Source organism: Luteibacter sp. CQ10 (assembly GCF_040900725.1).
Taxonomy (GTDB): Bacteria; Pseudomonadota; Gammaproteobacteria; order Xanthomonadales; family Rhodanobacteraceae; genus Luteibacter.
The window spans coordinates 861,885-879,576 of sequence record NZ_JAEUYM010000002.1 but is presented as its reverse complement, the minus strand read 5'-3'; the positions used below and the strand labels follow the sequence as shown (position 1 = coordinate 879,576).

The following is a 17,692-nucleotide window of genomic DNA, read 5'->3' as shown; positions in this document are numbered from 1 at the left end:
AACGCCTACAGGCCGAAGTCGCTGAGTCCCGGATGGTCGTCGGGACGACGGCCCAACGGCCAGAAGAATTTCCGCTCGCTCTCCGCGATCGGCTGGTCGTTGATACTGGCGTGACGGTTGACCATCAGGCCCTGTTCGTTGAATTCCCAGTTCTCGTTGCCATGGCTGCGGAACCAGTTGCCTGCGTCGTCATGCCATTCGTAGGCGAAGCGCACCGCGATGCGGTTGCCGGTGAAGGCCCATAGCTCCTTGATGAGCCGGTAGTCGAGTTCCCGGTCCCACTTGCGGCGGAGCAGGGCCTTCAGCGCCTCGCGGCCGTCGACGAACTCGGCACGGTTTCGCCAGTGGGTGTCGGGGGTGTACACGAGTTGCACGCGTTCCGGATCACGGGTGTTCCAGGCGTCTTCGGCCAGGCGCACCTTTTCGATGGCGGAGTCGAGGGTGAACGGCGGAAGGGGCGGGCGGATGTCCATGGCGATCTCCAGATAAGGGGATAGACAGGTCTGTCTACAAGCACAGGCTAAATCAAACAGACAGACCTGTCTACCCTTTTCTGCTATCCTCCGATCCCATGAACGACATGGCCTCCAAGCCCGCGCCGACGTCCGCCGCGCGGGAACGCATCCTCAGAACCGCCCATGACCTCTTCTATGGCGAAGGCGTCCGGGCCACCGGCATCGACCGGGTCATCGCCGACGCCGGGGTCACCAAGGCCACGTTCTATCGCCACTTCCCCAGCAAGAACGACCTGGTCGAGGCGTTCCTGCACTTCCGCCACGAGCGCTGGATGACCTGGTTCGACGACGCGCTGGCACGCCATGCGAGCGAGGGGCCGATGGCCGTCGTACACGCGCTGCGCGAGTGGTTCACGCAGTCCACGTTCCGCGGCTGCGCCTTCATCAATACGGTGGTGGAGCTCGGGGGAAGCGTCCCCGCGTTCGAAGCCATCTCGCGCGGCCATAAGCAGGACATGACCGATTCGATCCGTCGATCGCTCCCGGCCGACGCCTCATCGGAAGCAAACGCCTCGGCGATCGCCCTGGCCGTCGATGGCGCCATCATCCGCGCGCAGTACACGCACGATGCGGAGGCGGCGCTGCTGCCGTTGTCCCGGCTCATACAGGCGCTGGTGTCGCGGTGAAGTGAGACCGGAAAGGGGGGCAGCCGATTCATCCTGCCGCAAGGCATCGCTTGGCAGACTCGCGATGGCAGTGACCCCCGGCCTCGTGCCACGTACGGAGATCGAACCATGCGCCATTCCGCCCTGTTTCTCGCCGCTTCCCTGGGCCTCGTCCTCGCCTCGAGCGCCTTCGCTTCCGACCGGCCCGATCCGGCCAAGCTCACCACCAAGTGCCAGGACAAGGCGGCCAAGCAATTCGACGTAAAGAGCGATTACATCCAGTTGCAGCCCCTCCAGGCCGCCGACTCGGGTTATTCGATCGCGGGTATCGCCGACGCCGGCATGGACGGCAAGAAAAGCTTCACCTGCCAGTTCGACAAGAAGGGCAAGCTGGCCAACCTGGTACCCGAAGCCAAGTAAGCGGCCATCGGCGAACACCGTGTACGACGTGTCACGGTGTTCGCTTACGCCGACAACGCAACCCGGTGCCGTGCGTTCTAGACTCACGTATACCTTTCCCGAGGCGTAGAGTCGTCATGATTCCGTTTGCACGTATGCTGCTCGCGTTCGCCGTCGGCGCCTGCGCTGCCGCGCCCGCCCTGGCCCGCGACGACGATCCCGCCGCCCGCCTGGCGAAGATCACCGAAGGTCGCGTCGCGGGAAAGCCGCAGCGGTGCATCGTCCTTTCGACGACCTACAGTTCGCAGATCATCGACAAGACCACGATCGTCTTCCGCGTCGGCAATACCTACTACGTCAACCAGCCGAAGTCCGGCGCCAAGTCGCTGGACGACAATGACCTTCCCGTGATCCGCACCTTCGGGTCCCAATTGTGCGAACTCGATTCCGTCGACCTGATCGACCGTTTCGCGGGTGGTCTGCGCGGCTTCGTCATCCTCGGACCGTTCGTGCCCTATAAACCGGCACCCAAGACCCAGTGAGCGACACCGGCCCCGCGTCGACGGAGGCTCCGCTCCCCCGCTTCGCTTCGCGGGGCAAGGCCTTCGTCTACGTGCTGCCCTGTCGCGACCGCGACTTGTTGAAGGTGGGATTCGCCCGCGATCCGTTGCGCCGGTTCATGGACCTGCATCGCCGGTTCCACACGTTCTTCGATCTCGACCGCGGCCTTCTCGTCGCCGTCGAGAAAGTCGCGCAGGCCCGCGCCATCGAGCGAGCGTTGCTCACGCGCTTCGCCGAGGCGCGTGCCGCCGCGCCGTTGGAAGTCCGCGACGTGGCCGCTGGCAAGACGGAGTGGTACGAGGGCATCGATCCGTCGGTGTCGGCAAGCGCCATCGCCCTTGCACACGAGGGCGGCCACGAGATCATCGCGCCGCTGCGCGTGTGGCTGGCCGCACGACTCGGCGACCATGCCGATCGCATCTACGACTGGGCCGCCCGGATGCACGAAGCGATCGTCGAAGCCCATGCCTACGGCGTATCGGCCGAACGCGCCGAAGCATCCCTCGCCCTGGCCATCGAGCGCTACGAAAGCGTCGGCCTGAAGGCCCGCGAGCTCATCCCGGAGGACGTGGCTCAGTGGTACGAGCGGCATTACGGCGGGTTGGCTTGAGTGGTCCCCTCTATCGGTCGGGGTCGATCACTGTTGCCATCCGTCTGATCGTCCAGCCGAACCTCGAACTCGGTCACGACTCATTCGCCTGCTTGGCGGCCACACCCGTGGCGCGCCGCCGCGGAGTTCTGGGCGGCGCGAGTTCGCTGTCCTGTAATTCGCGTCCGAGTTTGTCTTCCGCGCCGATCTTGTCCAGATCGCTGACCAAACCCAGCACCGAGAGAACGCGAACCACGGTCGCGAGACTGGTGGTGGGATCGCCTTCCTCCAGCTTCTTGAGGGTCGGGACGCTTACGCCCACCCGCTCGGCCATGATCGCCTGGGTCAACTTTCGACGAAGACGCGCTGCACGAAGACGTATGCCGAGGGCCTCGATGGCTCGACGAGCGGAGGGATGGGTTGGCGGGGTACGTTTAGCCATGAGAAATTAAATTACGCTCGAAGGCTCTTGAATGCAATTTAATTTCGCATTTGGCATAAACTTGATTCCTATGAATGCGAATCGTTATCATCTACTGCTAGCCACCTGCGAGTAGCCATCGCCATCGTGCAGGGCCGGCCCCCGATCCACTCTTCGTTACCAAGGGGTCACGACCATGCGCCTTCGACGCCACGCGCTGCCGCGCGTTCGCCTGCTTTCCCTCGCCCTCATGGCCGCCGTGCCGCTCGCCGTGCATGCCGAGTCGACGGACGGCGACGACACGGGCAGGAAAAACAAAGCCACCACGCTCGACACCATCAGCGTGCACGGCCAGCAGACCTCGCCGTACACCGTCGACCAGAGCACCGGGGCCACCCGCCTGCCGCTCACCCTGCAGGACACGCCCCAGTCGATCAGCGTGATCACCGCGCAACGCATGACCGACCAGGACCTCACGTCGGTACGCGGGGTGCTCGACAACACCACCGGCGTGTCGTCCACCGCGTACGACACCGAGCGAGTGGTGTTCTGGTCGCGCGGCTTCATGATCGAGAACATGGCCTACGACGGCGTGCCGGTGGCATCGAGCCTCAACGCGTCGTCGGCCGATGGTTCGCTGGATACCTCGATCTACGAACGCATCGAGGTCGTTCGTGGTGCGACGGGATTGCTCAGCGGCGCGGGCAGCCCGTCGGCGATGATCAACTTCGTGCGCAAGCATGCCGACAGTCCCACGCCCCAGGCGGACGTCACGCTGAGTTACGGTTCGTGGGCGACGAAGCGCATCACCGCGGACGGTTCGACGCCACTCAACGCGTCGGGCAGCGTACGCGGCCGGTTCGTGGCGACGCACGAGGATGGCGACTCGTATCTCGATCGTTACCACCACCTGAAAAACGTCTTCTACGGCGTGGTGGATGCGGACCTGGGCGACAGCACGGTGCTGAGCGTGGGCTACGACTACCAGAAGACCCGGCCGACGGGCGTCACCTGGGGCTCGTTCCCCGCGTTCTACGACGACGGCTCACTGATCCACTGGACGCGGGGCTTCAGCAGCGCGGCCGACTGGACGCACTGGAACAACACCACGCAGACCGCGTTCGCTCAGGTCAAACATCAATTCGCCAACGGCTGGCAACTTCACGCCGAAGCGAGCCATCGCAAGACCGACGCCGACTCGGCGCTGTTCTACGTGTTCGGCTTTCCCAACCGTGACACCGGCGAGGGCGTGACGCCCTATGCGTACAAGAGCCGCCAGCGCGGCCGGCAGAACATGGTGGACGTGTACGCGAGCGGTCCGTTCCAGGCCTTCGGTCGGGAGCAGGAACTGGTCGTCGGCTTCAACGGCTCGGATTACTCGAACGATTACTTCGACCATCCCCATGGCGACCTGCCCGATCCGGGAAACTTCCTGACCTGGCATGGCAACTATCCCTACCCCGATTTCGCGTCGTCCTCGGAATTCGTCTCCGACACGCGCATTCGCCAGCAGGGCCTCTACGCTGCCGCGCGCCTGTCGCTGGCCGATCCGCTGAAGCTGATCGTCGGCGCGCGCCGCAGCCGCTGGAAGAACGACACCGACGACGCCACCGCCGGCATCTACCACACGTCGCAATCGAAGACCCTGCCCTACGCGGGCGTCATCTACGACCTCACCCCGACCTACTCGGCCTTCGCCAGCTACACGAAGATCTTCGATCCGCAGACCAACCGCTTCGCCGATGGCAGCTACCTGGATCCCATGATCGGCAGCAGCCGTGAGGTGGGCATCAAGGGGCGCCATTTCGATGGCGCGTTGAATACGTCGCTGACGCTTTTCGATACGCGACTGAGCAACGTGGCCGAGCCGGTACCCGGCGTGTTCCTGCCCGACGGCATCACCCAGGCCTATACCGCGATCAACGGCACGCGCTCGCGCGGTTACGAACTGGAGGTCTCGGGCAAGTTCACCGATCGCTGGAACGGCACCCTCGGCTGGTCGCACTTCAACGTCAAGGCGCCGAACGAAGGCGCCATCCATACCGCCCTGCCGCGCGTGCTGGTGCGTGCTTTCACCACCTACGATCTGCCGGGAAGCTGGAACGGTCTCACCGTCGGCGGCGGATTCAACTGGCAGAACGCGAGCAAGGCGCCGGTGGATGGGCCGGCCGGCACGCAGTATGTACGGCAGTCGTCGGTGCTGCTCCTTGGTGCCATGGCGCGGTATGCTTTCGACGACCGTGCATCGTTGCAGGTCAATGCCGATAACCTGCTCAATCGGAAGTACTTCGTGCTGGATGATTTCAGCAATCTTTACAACGCGCCACCGGCGAGTTTTACGGTGAGCTTTACTTACAAGTTCTTCTGAGGGGTTGCCTTGGCGTAGGTGGTGTTTTTCGCCTGCCCGGGCGTGAGGCGCTGGGTTCCTGCGTGCGCAGGAACGACGTGAGGTGGTTTGTGCGGGACGTTCAATCCCGTAGCTCGTCGTTCCTGCGCACGCAGGAACCCAGCGCCTTGTGCACGGCCAGGCGATGACGCCGCTACGCCGCCATCGTCGCCGCCACGTAATCCATGAATGCCCTCACCTTCGCCGACGGGTGGCGTTCCTGCGGACATACCAAGTGCACGGGTGACGGAAGCGACCAGTCCGGCAACAGCTTCACGACCTCCCCGCTGGCGATCTCCGGCTCGAACAACCAGGTAGGCGTGTAACACACGCCCATGCCCGCCAGCACGGCGGCACGCACTACTTCGCTGCTATCCGTTTGCAGATCGCCCGCCACGGGCACCCGCTTCTCGGTGCCCACCGGTTCGCTGGCCCCGGGACCGGCGACGAATCGCCAGGCGCGACGCATGCCGGTGCCGGTGTAGACGATGCAGTTGTGATCTACCAGATCGTCGGGATGCGTCGGCGGCTTGATGCCCTTCGGCAGGGAACGCAGGTAGTCGCGGTGCGCCAACAGCTCGCGACGGTACTGACCCACGCGACGCGCGATGAGGCTGCTGTCCGGCAGCTCGCCAATGCGGGCGGCCACGTCGATACCACGCTCGACCAGGTCGATGAAACCGTCGCTCAGCTTCATGTCGATCTTCACGCCGGGGTGTTGCGCCATGAAGCCTCGCACCACCGGCATCAGTTTCAAACGGCCATAACCCACCGACGCGGCTACGCGCAGCCAGCCCTTGAGTTGCTGCCGCCCGTCGACGAGCGACGCTTCCGCCTCGGCGATCTCCGCGACGAGGCGGCGCGCCTGCTCGAAGTAACGCTCGCCTTCCTCGGTGAGGGCCAGCGAGCGCGTGGTACGCGCGAGCAGCTTCGCGCCCAGTTCGCGCTCCAGCGCCGCCACCTGTTTGCTGATCGCGCTTTGCGTACTGCGCGCATCCCTCGCGACGGCGGAAAAGCTGCCCGCCTCCACCACCCTCACGAACACCTGCATGGCTTGCAGCTTGTCCATGGACGCATCCCCATTCATTCCACATTGGACTGAATGATATGACATCGGGCTTTCTAGTGCCGACATGGGGAATCAATCAAAGTTCGCTCCACCGAGCCACCACCCCAAACGCTGGAGCCTGCCATGAACACCCCCGTCGTCCTGATCACCGGAGCCCTGACCGGCATCGGCCGCGCCACCGCGCTGGCCTTCGCGAAAGAGGGCGCCCGCCTCGTCGTGAGCGGCCGCCGCGAGGAGGCGGGTCATGCCCTCGCCGCCGAACTGCGCTCGATGGGCAACGACGCGGAGTTCATCCGCGCCGACGTGCGCCACGAAGCCGATGTCCGCCAGCTCGTGGAAGACACCGTCGCCCGCTTCGGTCGCCTGGACATCGCGGTGAACAACGCCGGTACCGAGGGCCAGCTCGGCCCCGTGTCGGAAGCGACGGTCGACAACTACGAGGGCACCTTCACCACCAATGTGCTCGGCACCCTGCTGTCGATGAAGCACGAGATGCGCGCCATGCAGGCCCAGGGCGGCGGCGCCATCGTCAACGTGTCCTCGATCGCCGGCCACGTCGGTATCGCCGGCGCCTCGATCTACGTCGGCAGCAAGCACGCGGTGGAAGGCATGACCAAGGCCGTGGCACTCGAAGGCGCCGCGATCGGCGTGCGGGTGAACGCGGTCGCCCCGGGTCCGGTCGCCACCGACATGCTCGATCGCTTCGTCGGTCGCGACGAGGACGCCAAGACCGGATTCCTCGCCACCATTCCCGCCAGGCGCGCCGCGTCGGTCGACGAGATCGCGCAGACCGTCGTGTTTCTCGCCAGCGACAAGGCCCTTTACCTCACCGGCCAGATCGTCGCCGTCGACGGCGGCTATTCCGCCCAGTAACGCATCACCCACCCCCTCTGGAGCATCGTCATGTCACGCATCAACGTTCCCACCCGCGAAGAAGTGTCCCCGGCCAACCAGGCGCTATTCGACAACCTGAAGAAAGGCCTCGGCATGGTACCCAACCTCTATGCCACCCTCGCCCACTCGGAGAACGCATTGGGCAGCTACCTCGCCCTGCAGAACGCGAAGAGCAGCGTCACGGGCAAGGCGCGCGAAGTCGTCAACCTCGTGGTCAGCCAGGTCAACGCGTGCGAGTACTGCCTGGCCGCGCATACCGTCATCGGCAAGATGACCGGCTTCAGCGACGAACAGGTGCTGGAGATCCGTGGTGGTACCGCCACCTTCGACGCGAAGCTCGACGCGCTGGCGCGGCTTACCAAGGGCATCGCGAGCCAGCGCGGCAAGGTCGACGATGCGCTGGTCGACGCCTTCTTCGCCGCCGGCTGGACGAAAGAGAACCTGGTCGACGTCATCGTCACCATCGGCGACAAGACCGTCACCAACTATCTGCACGCCGTCACCCGGGTGCCGGTGGACTTTCCGGCGGCGCCGACCTTGGCCGCCTGATGCCAAGGTGATGCGTCCACTCACGCCGGGTGGACGCTTCGTCGGCGCGTGTGTACGCCCATACACGATGAGCGATGTCGAAGATCGGCAAATTTTTCCTTTTATGACGACGACGGTGTTGACGGTCGAACGCAAGTGGGACGCTCAGGGCATTCCATTCTCGCGAGGCACCACGATGAAGCCGACTCGAACCGACGCTCCGGACACCGACGCGTCCCGACGTGATTTTTTACGTAGAAGCTGCGCCGCGCTCGGTGGCCTGGGCCTGTGGGGACTCGGCGGATCGTTCGTGGAAACGGCAAGCGCCGCCATCCCCGCCGTACCTGGAATCATCGTCCGCGCGCGTCGCGAGCTGATCCTGTTCCATGGGCAGTCCAATGCCGTGGGAACCGGGGGCCGACCGGCCCTCACGTTGCAGCAGATGTATGCCAACGTGACGTTCAACGGCGGCGTGCGGCCCGGCACCGATCCCGCCGCGATGGAGAGCCTCGCACCGCTGGTGGAGTACGACGGCGGGCATGGCACGGGTGGCGAAGTGGGCACCAACGCCTGCGCGGACGGGCTGGTGGAATACACGGCCAGCCTCGACGGCGTGCCGTACCCTTCCCAATACAGCCGCTACAGCGCGTTCACCAGCGCCGAAGGCGGACGACCCATCGGCTATTTCGCCAGCTTCCTCAACGACGACAATCTCGGCGGATACCAAGGCTGGCTCGACAGCCGGACGCGCGTCGAGGCGATGCTCGCACTCATGCGGGCGGAGGGCGAACGCGACGGTACCAGCGTCGGCTGGCTCGCCACGACCTGGCAGCATGGCGAGGCGGACTCCACGGGTAACTCGGAAACCCGCACCAGTTACAGGAGCAAGCTCATCGCGCTGGAGCGCAGTCATTGGTTGAAGCTCTGCCAGGTGAACCTGCCCGAGCAGACCTGGCGGCCATTGTGGATCGTGGCACAGGTGTGCAGCCACAACAGCTACGGCGCCACGAACTTCGCCTTCTGCAACCCCATCATCGCGCTGGCCCAGCGCGACGCATGCCTGGCGAGTCCGTACCTGCGCATGGTCAACCCGCAATACATCTTCGACTACGCCGACGAATCGGCGCAGGGCCAGCCGATGCTCCACCTGACCAACGAGAGCCATCGCTGGCAAGGACGTTACTTCGCCCGCGCGATCCACCAACTGATCCAGGATCGCACGCGCGGCCTGCCGCTGCGGAACCCCGCGTTGGACATGGTGGCGGCGCTCCACGTCGATGCGCGCACGATACGCGTGGTGTTCAACGTGCCCGTCGGCGCGCTGACGCTGGATACGACCTGGGTATCGGCGACGCGCAACGCCGGCTTCGACGTGCGCGACGCCGATGACGCCCTCGTGCCGGCCGGTCCCGGCGACGACAACCTCATCGCCGCCGTGACCGTGGTCGCGCGCGACACGTTGCAACTGACGCTCAAGACGGTGCTGCCCGCCAGCGCCAGCAAGATCACCCTGGGCTGGGGCGATGCCGCCGAGGTGGCGCCGGTCGCCGGACGCTTCGGCGGTCCGCGAACCAACCTGCGCGACAGTGCGGGAGATGCCGATCCCTACGTAGCGAGCGACGGAACCGTCCGGCCGATGCATAACTATGCGTTGATAGGTGATGTGGCGATCGTACGGCTCGGTCAGGTCGAAGCGGAACGCTGACCCTCCAACGAACGGTCTGTCGCGACGACGTGGCGCGCCGCCACGCTCCTGTTACCGAATCGCCCGGTCAGCGCAGGTCGATGCGCAAGGGCTGGCCCTTGTCGAAACGGGTCAGGCGGTGGGCGATGCCGAACGTCGCGAAGACGTGGGCAAGCTGGTCCTGGCTTTCCCGCAGGTGTCCCCACCCTTCGTTGTGGACGGCAAGGAGCGTGGCGTGCGGAAAAGCGGCGGCTGCTTCGAGCGCATCCTCGCTGCCCATGGTCATGTGGTAGCGGCCGCGGGGCTCGGCGGCGCCGGTGTAGAGCACGACGACGCGCGGCGAGAAACGCCGCGCCACTTGCGCCGTTCCTTCGAACCACAGGGTGTCGCCGGTGATGTAGAGCAGGTCGCCGGGCTGATCCACGCCCAGGGCGAACCCCACGACGTCGCCGGCATCGACGCCGACCGGCCCGTGCCGTGCCGGCGTCGCGGTGACGAGGAGCGTCTTGCCGTCGCCGCGGCGGAGCGTGCGGGTTTCGAACGGATCGAGGCCGACGGCGTGGCCGCCGAGGCGCCCCGCGCCGGACACCGTCGTGTACGTCGCGCCGACCGAAGGGAGGAGGGCACGGCCCGCGTTGTCGAGGTTGTCGAAATGATGGTCGTGGCTCAGCAGCACCGCATCGAGCCGCCCGACCTGCTCCACGGGAAACGCCGGGCCTTCCGTCTTGTGGTGCGTGACCGGGCTGTGCGGCCCCTGGTACGTGCCGGGGGGATCGAACGTGGGATCGGTCAGCAACCGAAAGCCGTCGTATTCGATGAGCACGGTCGGACCGCCGACCAGGGTCAGCGAGATGTCGGAAGCGGGCATGGGCGGGTTCTCCTTGGATGTGGAAACCAAGGTAGGCCCGCCCTTACCTGCGAACAATTCGGTAATCTTTCGCAATGGCCGATCAAAATCGCGCAGCCCTCGATTGGGAAGACGTCCGGATGTTCGTGGCGCTCGCGCGCCATGGGAGCCTTTCCGGCGCGGCCCGCGCGCTGTCGGTCAATCACGGCACCGTGTCGCGACACGTTTCTTCGCTGGAGGCGGCCCTTGGCGAAAAACTGGTGGAGCGGCGGCCCGATGGCTATGTGCTGACGTCGGCGGGCACGCGCGTGCTGGGCGCGGCGAGCGACATGGAAGCGGCGGCCGCCGTCATCGCGCGCGGTGGCGCGGACGACCATCCCCGGGGGCTGGTACGCATCAATGCCCCACCGAGCGTGTCGCTGGGATTCCTGGTCGAGCGACTGGCCGCCTTCTCGCTCCGGCATCCCGGACTGGACCTCGACGTCGCTACCGACTTCCGGTCGGTGAGCCTCGGGCGCCGGGAAACGGACATCGCGCTGCGCTATGCGCGTCCCGACGATGGCGAGGTGGTGGCCCGGCTGCTGACACCCGTCGGCTTCGGCTTCTACGCCACGGCCGCGGTCAAGGCATGCGTGGAGGACGGCGGCGCGCCGGTCTTCGTCAGCTTCGACGAAGCCAATACCCACCTGCCCGAGGCGGCGTGGCTGACCCGGCACTTTCCCCGGGCACGGATGGGATTTCGCGCGAACCACCACATCGCGCAGGCCATGGCGGCGCGCGAGGGCGCGGGCGTGGCGCTGCTGCCGCATTTCGTCGCCGCCGCCTTCGATGCGCTCGCGCCCGTCCGGCTCGATCCTCCACCGCCCGATCGCGAGCTCTGGCTGGTGACACGGCCGCAATATCGGAAAGAATCCGCGGTGGCGACGGTGGCCGATTACCTCGTGCAGCTGTTCGGTGATGAACGAGGGCGCTTCGGGACGTTCGTTCGATAGCCTGGAGCGGTCCTGGCGATGTGGTGTTATCGCTCGCGCGGGCGCAAGGCGCTGGGTTCCTGCTTTCGAAGGAACGACGTGAGGTTTTTTGCTCGCGACTTCGCTTCTTGCGGTTCGTCGTTCACCGCCTCCTGCCTGAATGCACTGCGGTAGTTGCCCTGCATCACCAGCGACACCTCGCCCAGGCCGCCATCCTGCGCGGTGCTCCAGGCGGCGATGGCGATGGTGTTGTCGCCGTTCGGATGGAGCAATGCCGGCGGTATCTCGAAATCGGTCTGCGGACCGACATCGCTCATGTAATGCCCCACCTGCCAGCCGTTGACGAAAACGATGGCACGGTAGTGACGAGGCACGGCGTCATGGATGCGAACGGCGATCGGCACGTCCTGCCCGGCAGGGATGTCGAGCTTGAAGTGCGTGCGGTACCACGCGACGCCGGGCTTCGTCGTGGCTTGCGGAAGCGTGGCGGACGCCCAGCGTCCGTCGGCGGCATCGGGAAGGTGCCAGCCCATGCGTTCGCCGTAGAGGCCACCGACGTTGAACGGACCCCGCATCGTATCGGGTAGGTCTTCGCCGCCGAGGTTGCCTTGGATCTTCCAGCGGATGGTGGCGGCGTTCCCGGCAAGGGTCGCCGATATCAATCCGCGCGGTTCGCGGAATGCGCCGCTGCGCTCTTCCTGGTTGTGTCCCGTGTTCTCGACGAGTACCGACACCACGTTGTCCTCGCCCCGCTTCAACCACGACGGGTCGATGGGGAACTGGCGTGCGCCACTCGCGTTGCCGCCGAGGAAATGCCCGTTGAGCCATGCCGTGTAGATGCCGTGGTTGCCCAGGTGCACGCCAGTGTTCGCCGAGAGGCGAATGGCCATTTCCTTGCCGCTGGCCTTGAAGTGGCCGCGGTACCAGACGAGGCCGTGGTGGAAGCCGTAGTCGTCGGCGTCCAGGATCGGCAGGTCACCGTGCCAGTACGGGTTGGGCGTGGTGGTGCGATCGGCCGCACGCCAGGCGCGGTCGTCGAAGGCGGCGGCGATTTCCGGCGCGCCGTCGGCCACTCGCCACTGGGTGAGCTTGGGCAGCTCGACGGGCGCGGGACCGTCCAGATGACCTTGCAGGCTGCCGCTTTCGGTCACGACGGTCGCCACCGGCGAGCCGTTCCACGAGAGCCGGTGCACCGCCGCCGCGGCGAAGACTTCGAGATCGCCCGCGTTTTCGGTATCGCCGGTCAGCGCGAGCCCTTCGTTCGCGCGCGTCGCGGTACGGGTGAGGTAGGGGCCACGCACGAGCACGGGCCCGTCCTGCGTGTCCACCTGCCAGAAGCGGATCGCGGCCTCGTCGTCGCCGACGAGCAGCAACAGCGCGTCCTTGCCGTCGCCTATCGCGATCCGGGCGAGCCCGTCGTGGCGATAGTCGAGGCGAAGCGTGTGTGACGCCGCGTCCCAGTGCGTTTCGACATGGCCGTCGATCACGCGCACCTTCGGCTCGCTTCCATAGCGAAGCACGGTCTCGCCGTCTTCGCCATGCCGCCCATAGACGACGGCGACGTCGCGGTCGTCCAGGCGAACCCTCGTCAGCAGCTCCGAGGTGGTGTAAGCCAGGTCCTGCCCACCGAATCGATAGTCGGCGAGGAGCACCTTCGCATCGCGCCCGTCGACGTGAATGGCCGTGCCCGGCTTCTGCGGGATCGTGGTGTGCCCGATATCCAGATGGGTGGCGTCGTCGGTCGTATCCAGCGCATCCGCGTGCCGAAGGATGTAGAAACGCGTGCCGTCATCGGGGTTGACGCGCGCGTTCACCACGAGGCGGCGATTGTCCGGCACCGACGAGGCCACGGCATCGGTGCGCGCCAGCGATGGCACGGCACGAATCATGTAGCCGATGAGCTTTTGCTGGTCGTACTTGCTGGTCAGCTGGCGGCTGGCCGCGATGGCCGAGCCGTAGTCGTACGAGGTGTACACGCCCGGCGACGACAACCAGCCCCAGTTGATGCCGCCGTAGGTCATGTAGAAGTTCTGCATCGTCGAGCCGGTGGCGATGAGCGACTTGTAGAACACGCGCTCGAACGCGGGGCCGGTGAGCTTACGGCAGGCCTCGTAGCCGGGACCGCCCCAGACGTCGAACGAGCCGCCCTGGAACTCCGGGAAGAAAAGGGGCCAACGGGAGGTCCGCTCGCGTTCGCCGCTGAAGTCGTAGACGCCGTTCCAGCGGTCGGGCTTCGTGCAATCGAACTCGAGCGGATACGAATCGTAACCGGGGATGTCGGTGGCACCGAGCCCCTCGAGGAAGTTCTCGTTGTGGTTGCCCGTGAACGGCACGACGATGCCGTCGGCGCGCGCCTTGTCCTCCACGTCCTGCATGTAGCGGCGACCGGCCGGGGAGTCGTCGTAGAACTCGTTTTCCACCTGGTAGAGCAGCACGCTACCGCGCCCGTCGGTGTACTGGTGGCGCGCGATGATGCGGTCGATCTGCGTCATCCACTCCTTGTACGCGGCCGTGTAGTCCGGCGCGGGGGAACGCGGCTTGCCCGAAGTCTCGATCAGCCAGTCGGGAAAACCGCCCGCGTCGGTTTCCGCGTTGATGTACGGGCCCGGCCGCGCGATGACGTAAAGCCCCGCATCGCGCGCGGCATCGAGCAGGCGGTCCACGTCGCGGATGCCTGAGAAGTCGTACACGCCCCGCTTGGGCGAGTGGTAACCCCAGTGGAAGTAGATCTCCACCGCGTTGAACCCCGCCGCCTTCATCTTCTGCAGCACGTCGGTCCAGGCATCCGGGCTGGGCAGGCGCCAATAGTGGAACGATCCCGAGAAGATGTACGTGGGCTTGCCGTCGATGATCATCGAGTGGCGGTCGTAGGCGATGGTGTGCGTCGCCGCCGTGGCGGCCGAAACGATAGCCATGCCCAGCGCCAACGTAGCCACCCGGACCCCATGCCCGGCACCACGGCCGCGCATCCGATGAAAAGCGGACATCCCCTACCTCCGTCGATGTCGCCACGGCGCGCGGCGAAACGGAGCAAGACTGGGTTATTTTGGGTATATAAGCAAATTTGGGGATATTGTGGCTGGTGCGTGAGCCGAATGAGGACCATAATCGGCTCACCAAATGAGCCGATTAGGCTCTGGATTCGGCTCATCGACATGACGACCCACCTCATCCAACCGTCCTGGATCTGGCAGAACGCGGACTGGCCGGCCTTTCGCTGGGAAGATCAGGCCGTCTCTCCACTGCTACGGCAGTGCCAGCAGGCGATGGGCCGTTTGGTGGGAATGGCGAAGTCGTCGGCCGACGACGTCCAGCTTGAGGAATCGTTGGACGCCCTTCTCGCCAATATCGTCACCTCATCGGCGATCGAGGGCGAACAACTCAACGTGGCGTCCGTGCGCTCGTCGCTGGCGCGACGCCTGGGGGTGGCCGACCATGACGCGCAGAAGCCCGCGCCCCGTAGCGAAGGCCTCGCCGAATTGATGCTGGATGCGACCCGCCATCCTGACGAGCCCCTCGACATGGCGCGCCTCCTGCGCTGGCACGCATGGCTCTTCGCGGCGCAGGACAGTCTGCTGCCCCAGCGCATCCGGGTCGGCAGCTTGCGGGGTGACGAGCCCATGCAGGTGGTATCCGGACGGATCGATCGCCCCGTGGTGCATTTCGAGGCTCCGCCGCGGAAGGGTCTGGACGCGCAGGTCGACGCGTTCCTCGCATGGTTCGCCCGCTCGCGAAGCGACGCGACGCTCGATCCGCTCCTGCGGGCTGGCATCACACACCTGTGGTTCGTCACGCTACATCCGTTCGACGACGGCAACGGACGTCTCACGCGTGCGCTCACCGATCTCGCGCTGGCGCAGGCCGAGCCGCAGGCGATCCGGTTCCATGCGATGTCCGCGAGCATCCTGGCCGATCGCTCGGGTTATTACCGCATCCTCGAACGGACACAGCGCAACGGCGTCGACGTCACGGCGTGGCTCGAGTGGTTCCTGCGCACGCTTCACGACAGCCTGTCGACCGCCTTGCGACATATCGAAAGCGTGATGGCGAAAGCCCGGTTCTGGCAGCAACATCGGGAAAAGGCCTTGTCGCCTGAACAGGTCAAGGTCTTGAACCGCCTTCTGGACGGCGATTTCGCGCATGGCATCAATGCGTCGCAGTATCAGGCCGTCACCAAGGTATCCAAGGCCACGGCTACGCGACATCTCGCCGATATGCTGGATAAGGGTGTTCTCGGCCGTCTTCCGGGCGGCGGACGCAGTACGCGCTATCGCGTGATGAGCCTGGGTACGCCGTCCGACGCGCCATAGGCACGGTCTACCGCCACGTCGGCTGATAAGGCGGTTTCCGACGAGATACGATCCCTTCCATGAGCCAACCCCAGCGCCCCCTCGCCCTCGATCCGGTCCACACCCGCCTTCCCTTGTGGATGGTGCTGCTGGCCGGGTCGCCGATCGTGCTGTGCATGGCGATCATGGGCCTGCCCGAACTGGCTTACGAACACGCGGCCGCCTACCGCACCCTGTTCGCGCTGACCTATCTGTTCTGGAGCGTGCCGGTCGCCGCGTTGCAGCGGGCTTTGTGGCGGCGCGTGCCCACATGGGTGCTGATCGTCGCGATGCTCGCGGCGACCTACGTGTGCTCGGTGATCAACAACGTGCTGGCCCAGCTCATGGCGATGCACTGGGGACGGGCGCCCACCTTCACCTGGACGCGCAATCTCAGCGGGCTGGACGGCTGCTGGCTCGCCCTGATCGCCTTCTGCGCCATCCATGCCGTGGTGGCCCATGCCTACGAACTGCGCGCGGCGCGCGAACGCCTGCGCGAGGCGGAGGGCTTCGCCCGCGATGCCGAGCTGCGTGCGCTGCGTTACCAGCTCAACCCGCATTTCCTCTTCAACACGCTCAATGCGATCTCGTCGCTGGTGACCGAGCGCCGCAACGACGACGCCTCGCGCATGCTGTCCACGCTGGGCGATCTGCTGCGTGCCACCCTCGACGGCGGCCATGCGCATGAAGTGAGCGTGGCCGAGGAACTGGCCACCACCCAGCTCTATCTCGACATCGAGAAGGTTCGCCTCGGTGAGCGCCTGCGCCTGGACGTGCGCGCAGGCCCCGACGTGCTGCGCGCCCGCGTACCCAGCCTGCTCATCCAGCCGCTGGCCGAAAACGCCATCCGGCATGGTATCGCCCGGCTTCGCGAACCCGGACGCCTCGATCTTCACGTCTCGCGCGAGGGCCACCACCTGCGCATCGCGCTGAGCAACGACGGCCCGCCACCCGAACCGCGCGCGGAAGGCCGGTCCATCGGGCTGGCCAACGTGCGCCAGCGCCTGTTTCGGCTTTACGGGGACGATCAGCGCGTGGATCTCGCCATCGGCGACGACGGCGGCTGCCGCGTCGACATCGTGCTGCCTTTCATGGCGGCCGATGCGCGGGAGCCCGCTTGATGCGCGTGCTCGTCGTCGACGACGAACCCTTGTCGCGGCGCGGCGTGCGCCTCCGGCTGGCGCGTCACGACGACGTCGCGCACGTCCACGAATGCGGCGACGGCGAAAGCGCGCTCGCCCTGCTTCGCGACCAGGCCTTCGACGTGGCCTTCCTCGACGTACGCATGCCGGGCATCAGCGGCTTCGACGTGCTCGATCGCTTGCCCTCGGAGAGGCGTCCCCTGGCCGTCATGCTCACCGCGTACGACCAGTACGCCCTGCGCGCTTTCCAGGCCGCCGCGCTGGATTACCTGTTGAAGCCCATCGACGACGCGCGCTTCGACGAAGCCCTGTCGCGGGTGCGCTCGCGCCTTGGACACGTCGCAGGCAGCGATGCCATGCATCCCTACGCCCGAAGCTTCACCGCCCGCCTCGGTCACCGCGATGTCGTGGTGCGGGCCGACGACGTGGAGTGGATCGAAGCCAGCGGCGATTACGTGGGACTGCACGTGGGTGACAAGACACACCTGGTGCGGCAGACGATGCAGCAGATCGAGCGCCGGCTCGATCCGAAGCGGTTCATCCGCATCCATCGTTCGACCATCGTGCGGATCGATCGTGTCGCCGAACTGGAGGCGCTTTCCAACCGGGATTGCCTGGTGCGGTTGAGCGACGGGGTGCTGGTGAGGGCGAGCCGGTCTTACGTGGGGGCGCTGCGAAGCAGCCTTGGTCTCTGATCGCTCGCCGGCGGCTTCCCGCCCTGGGTTCCTGCGTGCGCAGGAACGACGTAAGGGG

At 65.9% G+C, this 17,692-nt stretch carries 17 protein-coding genes; 12 read left to right on the top strand and 5 right to left on the bottom strand.

Annotated features, from left to right (window positions below; genetic code table 11):
* Positions 1-5: 5 nt before the first annotated feature.
* The gene (locus tag JNG39_RS12705; RefSeq protein WP_368311826.1) at positions 6-473 is read right to left on the bottom strand and encodes a DUF1348 family protein; all 468 of its coding nucleotides are present in this window, start codon (positions 471-473) and stop codon (positions 6-8) included.
* Between the two features lie 98 nt (positions 474-571).
* On the opposite strand from JNG39_RS12705, the gene JNG39_RS12700 reads away from it, so the two are divergent.
* The 4 genes from JNG39_RS12700 (at position 572) to JNG39_RS12685 (ending at position 2,690) form a co-directional block, all read left to right on the top strand.
* Positions 572-1,141, top strand: a complete 570-nt coding sequence (locus tag JNG39_RS12700) for a TetR/AcrR family transcriptional regulator (RefSeq protein ID WP_368311825.1) — start codon at positions 572-574, stop codon at positions 1,139-1,141.
* Positions 1,142-1,249: 108 nt separating this feature from the next.
* Positions 1,250-1,540 carry a hypothetical protein gene (locus tag JNG39_RS12695; protein WP_368311823.1) on the top strand — a complete coding sequence of 97 codons (291 nt, stop codon included), beginning with the start codon at positions 1,250-1,252 and terminating at the stop codon, positions 1,538-1,540.
* A 116-nt stretch (positions 1,541-1,656) separates the two neighbouring features.
* Positions 1,657-2,061 (top strand): hypothetical protein, encoded by a 405-nt coding sequence (locus tag JNG39_RS12690; protein WP_368311822.1) that lies wholly within the window; start codon positions 1,657-1,659, stop codon positions 2,059-2,061.
* Positions 2,058-2,690 (top strand): GIY-YIG nuclease family protein, encoded by a 633-nt coding sequence (locus tag JNG39_RS12685; protein ID WP_368311820.1) that lies wholly within the window; start codon positions 2,058-2,060, stop codon positions 2,688-2,690. The genes JNG39_RS12690 and JNG39_RS12685 overlap by 4 nt, the downstream gene beginning before the upstream one ends.
* A gap of 73 nt (positions 2,691-2,763) precedes the next feature.
* Here the strand turns inward: JNG39_RS12685 and JNG39_RS12680 are convergent, their stop codons facing one another.
* The gene (locus JNG39_RS12680; RefSeq protein ID WP_368311818.1) at positions 2,764-3,111 is read right to left on the bottom strand and encodes a helix-turn-helix domain-containing protein; all 348 of its coding nucleotides are present in this window, start codon (positions 3,109-3,111) and stop codon (positions 2,764-2,766) included.
* A 175-nt stretch (positions 3,112-3,286) separates the two neighbouring features.
* Here JNG39_RS12680 and JNG39_RS12675 point away from each other — a divergent pair, with 175 nt between their 5' ends.
* Positions 3,287-5,458, top strand: a complete 2,172-nt coding sequence (locus JNG39_RS12675) for a TonB-dependent siderophore receptor (RefSeq protein ID WP_368311816.1) — start codon at positions 3,287-3,289, stop codon at positions 5,456-5,458.
* 172 nt (positions 5,459-5,630) lie between these two features.
* Here JNG39_RS12675 and JNG39_RS12670 read toward each other — a convergent pair whose 3' ends face one another.
* Positions 5,631-6,545 carry a LysR family transcriptional regulator gene (locus JNG39_RS12670; protein WP_368311814.1) on the bottom strand — a complete coding sequence of 305 codons (915 nt, stop codon included), beginning with the start codon at positions 6,543-6,545 and terminating at the stop codon, positions 5,631-5,633.
* A gap of 123 nt (positions 6,546-6,668) precedes the next feature.
* Between JNG39_RS12670 and JNG39_RS12665 the strand changes: the two genes are divergently transcribed.
* The 3 genes from JNG39_RS12665 to JNG39_RS12655 all read left to right on the top strand — a co-directional run bounded on the left by JNG39_RS12665 (position 6,669) and on the right by JNG39_RS12655 (position 9,672).
* A complete protein-coding gene (locus JNG39_RS12665; RefSeq protein ID WP_368311813.1) occupies positions 6,669-7,418 on the top strand; it encodes an SDR family NAD(P)-dependent oxidoreductase in 750 nt (249 codons plus the stop codon).
* 30 nt (positions 7,419-7,448) lie between these two features.
* The gene (locus tag JNG39_RS12660) at positions 7,449-7,988 is read left to right on the top strand and encodes a carboxymuconolactone decarboxylase family protein (protein ID WP_368311811.1); all 540 of its coding nucleotides are present in this window, start codon (positions 7,449-7,451) and stop codon (positions 7,986-7,988) included.
* Positions 7,989-8,163: 175 nt separating this feature from the next.
* The gene (locus JNG39_RS12655; protein WP_368311809.1) at positions 8,164-9,672 is read left to right on the top strand and encodes a hypothetical protein; all 1,509 of its coding nucleotides are present in this window, start codon (positions 8,164-8,166) and stop codon (positions 9,670-9,672) included.
* Positions 9,673-9,739: 67 nt separating this feature from the next.
* On the opposite strand, the gene JNG39_RS12650 is transcribed toward JNG39_RS12655, so the two are convergent.
* Complete coding sequence (locus JNG39_RS12650) at positions 9,740-10,519, bottom strand: MBL fold metallo-hydrolase (RefSeq protein WP_368311808.1); 780 nt, start codon at positions 10,517-10,519, stop codon at positions 9,740-9,742.
* Between the two features lie 74 nt (positions 10,520-10,593).
* On the opposite strand from JNG39_RS12650, the gene JNG39_RS12645 reads away from it, so the two are divergent.
* Complete coding sequence (locus JNG39_RS12645) at positions 10,594-11,490, top strand: LysR family transcriptional regulator (RefSeq protein WP_368311806.1); 897 nt, start codon at positions 10,594-10,596, stop codon at positions 11,488-11,490.
* Positions 11,491-11,516: 26 nt separating this feature from the next.
* Here JNG39_RS12645 and JNG39_RS12640 read toward each other — a convergent pair whose 3' ends face one another.
* Positions 11,517-14,384 (bottom strand): beta-galactosidase, encoded by a 2,868-nt coding sequence (locus JNG39_RS12640; protein ID WP_368311805.1) that lies wholly within the window; start codon positions 14,382-14,384, stop codon positions 11,517-11,519.
* A 240-nt stretch (positions 14,385-14,624) separates the two neighbouring features.
* Between JNG39_RS12640 and JNG39_RS12635 the strand changes: the two genes are divergently transcribed.
* The 3 genes from JNG39_RS12635 to JNG39_RS12625 are packed head-to-tail and all read left to right on the top strand — an operon-like array spanning position 14,625 to position 17,634.
* Entirely contained in the window at positions 14,625-15,779 is a 1,155-nt protein-coding gene (locus tag JNG39_RS12635) for a Fic family protein (protein WP_368311933.1), read from the top strand.
* Positions 15,780-15,838: 59 nt separating this feature from the next.
* Positions 15,839-16,918, top strand: coding sequence for a sensor histidine kinase (locus JNG39_RS12630; RefSeq protein ID WP_368311803.1), 1,080 nt, complete (start codon positions 15,839-15,841; stop codon positions 16,916-16,918).
* A complete protein-coding gene (locus JNG39_RS12625; RefSeq protein ID WP_368311802.1) occupies positions 16,918-17,634 on the top strand; it encodes a LytR/AlgR family response regulator transcription factor in 717 nt (238 codons plus the stop codon). The genes JNG39_RS12630 and JNG39_RS12625 overlap by 1 nt, the downstream gene beginning before the upstream one ends.
* Positions 17,635-17,692: the final 58 nt, after the last annotated feature.